General features: G+C 62.5%; 3 protein-coding genes. All 3 read right to left on the reverse strand.

Annotated features, from left to right (window positions below; translation table 11 throughout):
- The coding region (locus C1D09_RS28650; RefSeq protein WP_143977358.1) for a fimbria/pilus outer membrane usher protein at window positions 1-1,675 on the reverse strand (1,675 nt) is incomplete at its 3' end.
- Window positions 1,561-2,253, reverse strand: coding sequence for a fimbrial biogenesis chaperone (locus C1D09_RS28655; RefSeq protein WP_246135913.1), 693 nt, complete (start codon window positions 2,251-2,253; stop codon window positions 1,561-1,563). The genes C1D09_RS28650 and C1D09_RS28655, both read right to left, overlap by 115 nt.
- Window positions 2,254-2,330: 77 nt before the next feature.
- Complete coding sequence (locus tag C1D09_RS28660; RefSeq protein WP_143977360.1) at window positions 2,331-2,816, reverse strand: Csu type fimbrial protein; 486 nt, start codon at window positions 2,814-2,816, stop codon at window positions 2,331-2,333.
- Window positions 2,817-2,901 lie beyond the last annotated feature (85 nt).

Here is a 2,901-nt window from a genome sequence, read left to right on the forward strand (position 1 = left end):
CTGCGAAGGCGGTCGCGTTGAGATAGCCGAACGGCAGCGTTCGCGAATAGGAGGCGGTGAGTATCCTTGATCTCTCGCCGCTGGCCTGTGCCAGGTCAATGTAGCTTGCGCTGATGCTGCCGCTGTCGAAAGACAAGGGCGTTCCGGCGGAAATGCTGTTGACCATCCTCGGCGGCATGGATCGGAACCTCGGATCCGCAGCCCTCGGGCCGAATGCCAGCAGATTGAAGAAGGCATGCCCAGGCGTTCCGTTGTCCTGAAGCCTGTCGCACGCCGCGGCGAGATCATCATAGGAACCGAAGGTCATTTGCGTGCTGGCATTAACGCTAAGGGTCCCGACCCTGATCTCGTAGGAGGCATAGGACTGCAGCCCGCTTCCGGCTCCCCCATGACTGCCGGCCAACGCAAACGAGGCGACACCAAGCGCACCCGTGCGCATGACCATGCCCAAGCCGCCGTTGAGCAGGCCCTTGCTTGCCTCCGCGTGGCTTTCGAGCGTTAGCCAATCGTAGATGCCTCTGCGCAGGCTTGCCGACACGACTGGCTGGTTTGCAACATAGACATCCGATGTGGTCGCGTATCCTAGTCTGGGCAGGCCGGCCTCGAGCGAGAAGTCGGACAGGCCTGGCCGCAGCAGGCTAGGGGAGGCGTAGAACGGCACGCTTGTGCGCGTCTCACGGCCAGCCGCATCACGCAGGACGACGATCGCCTGCCCGCCGCCGGTGGTGACGGGAATGTCGGTGATCTGGAACGGGCCGCTGTCGACGGCGTGCGAGTAGGTCTTTAGGTCATTGACGTAAACGTCGACCGTCGATGGGACCGCCGCGCTGCCGCTCACCGATGCGAGCGGCTGGGTGATCAGGTCGGTGCGAAGACCGAAATTGCGGCGCGCCTGAAGCCCGCCGATGCGGATTGGCCGGGTCCAGGCGAACCCGCCGGAAATCGCATCACCAGCCTGATATGTCATCAGAGTCGCGGGATCGGAATAGGTATAGGCGGTGTCGAGCCTCAATGCATCGGTAAGACCGTTGTCCGCCAGCCGCAGGATCGCCGACTGGCCGAGCGTGCCCACCGGTGAAAAGACGCGCGCGTCGAGTGTGGTGGACGCGCCACTGAAGGTGAAGCCGCCGGCATCGGGCTGCTGCCGCGACACCGCGAACAGATTGTAGTTAAGGACACCGCCAACCCCCGTTCGGACGTTTGGCGCGGCGTCACGCCCTTGTGCCGCATCATAGGATTTCGTCCCGCGCAGGCCATCATTGATCGTGAGGAAAACCCGCTGCTCGCGTACCTCGTAACGATAACCCAGCCCCCGCATCGTGTCGAGCATGACGGGGACTGCCACCGATCGAGCCTGCTTGCCAAGGTCAAGCCCCAATGCCCGCAATTCGTCGGGCGCCGCGCCAAGGTGCACGCCGTCGGGAGAAACGAAAGCCGCGATCTGATTTGTATCGGTGCCGTTGATGAAGACCGCGAGCTGAAGCTGTTGGACCGCCCCGGCTGCTTGATTGGACTGTATCAGCGTGGCAAGCATCGACAATGTCAGGAAACAAGCCGCATTCACGGCGCGGCGACGACCGGCGCTACGGCGTTGATCGTGCCATCGTTGCCTTGAGCCAAGATCGAGACCGATCCCTTCGCAACGAATTTGCGGCCGCTGGCTGGCGCCACCCATCGCATGGTCGACTGGCCGAGCGCGTATCCGACCAGCCCCCCACCGAAGGAAATCTTGTGCCCGCCGGCATCGCGTAGAGACAGCGCGGAGACGCGCAAGCGCGTGCCGCCCTTGTTACGGGCCGATACGATGAGCCGGCCGTCCTGCTTTGATATGGTCCAGTCCACGGCCGGTGGCGTTCTATCCGGCGAACCGAAGAAGACCGGAATCGAGTGGCGAACCAACAGCTTCACCGTGCCGGTCTTGACGCGGCTGGCGTCAGGAAGCTCATCTACGAACAGCCGGTAGGCCTCTTCAGCCACGACAGGCCGCTTTGCCACTCGAACGATGCGGGCGACATAGTCAGCGCCCGGCAGCAGCGTGACGGCTGGAGGAGAGGCAACCACATCTTCCGTGGGCTGGAGTGAGTCCTGACCATCGACCTGCGACCAGCGAAAGACACGGATCTGCACGTTACTGGGCGACGGTCCCTCGTTGCGAAGCGTGATGGTCGAGGCAGCACCTGGCGTGACGACATCGACGAGGGCTGGTTGTACTTGAAGCGAATCCGCGCGGACCTGCAGCCCGCCAACCAGCAATGCTCCCACCAAAGCTGGAGCCAGCTTTGCCCAATTCATTTGCTACCCCCTGGCATCGACCGCCGATGCGGCCGACCTTAATAAGTTACCGTAACCGTCACCGTATCCGTATAGACGGCCGGCGCGGGCGTTGATTGCGCGGGCACGCGCCCATATACGGTGAAGCTCTGGGCAGCGCCGCTACCGGTCGCTGAGACCGTGTTGGTTCCGATGGTGCTCCCCCAAACGGTCGTTCTGCCGCTGTCGCTGTAAAGAGAATAGGTGATCGTGGCGGCGCCGTTTGTCATCTTGCGGGCAGCGACGGTCGCGCCCGACCCCGTGCCCGCGTCCAGACCAATGTTGTAGGGCGTTGTGTTCGTGCATTGAACCTGGACCGTGGATGTCTGGTCGACGTTTGCCGCAATGACGCCCGAGGAGCCGAAGTTCAAGGTCGATGCACTGCTGATGGTGCAGGATGCCGTAATCGTCATCTGCACGACCATGGGAGTGGTTATTGTCGTTGCGCGTGCCTCGCCACCGAAAAGTGCCAGGATCGAGAGGCACAATGCCGTTTTCCGCCACATTCGACGAGGGTCCTTTCGATGGTTCCGGAGAAAAAGCGAAGGCGGGATTGAAGGCCGCGCAGCCGTGAGTTGAACCATCCAGAAG

The organism is Mesorhizobium intechi, from assembly GCF_002879535.1.
GTDB classification, from domain to species: Bacteria; Pseudomonadota; Alphaproteobacteria; order Rhizobiales; family Rhizobiaceae; genus Mesorhizobium; species Mesorhizobium intechi.

Bases quoted from the DNA above. Each gene is read 5' to 3' on its own strand.
- C1D09_RS28660 (WP_143977360.1), bottom strand. From the start codon at position 2,816: ATGTGGCGGAAAACGGCATTGTGCCTCTCGATCCTGGCACTTTTCGGT.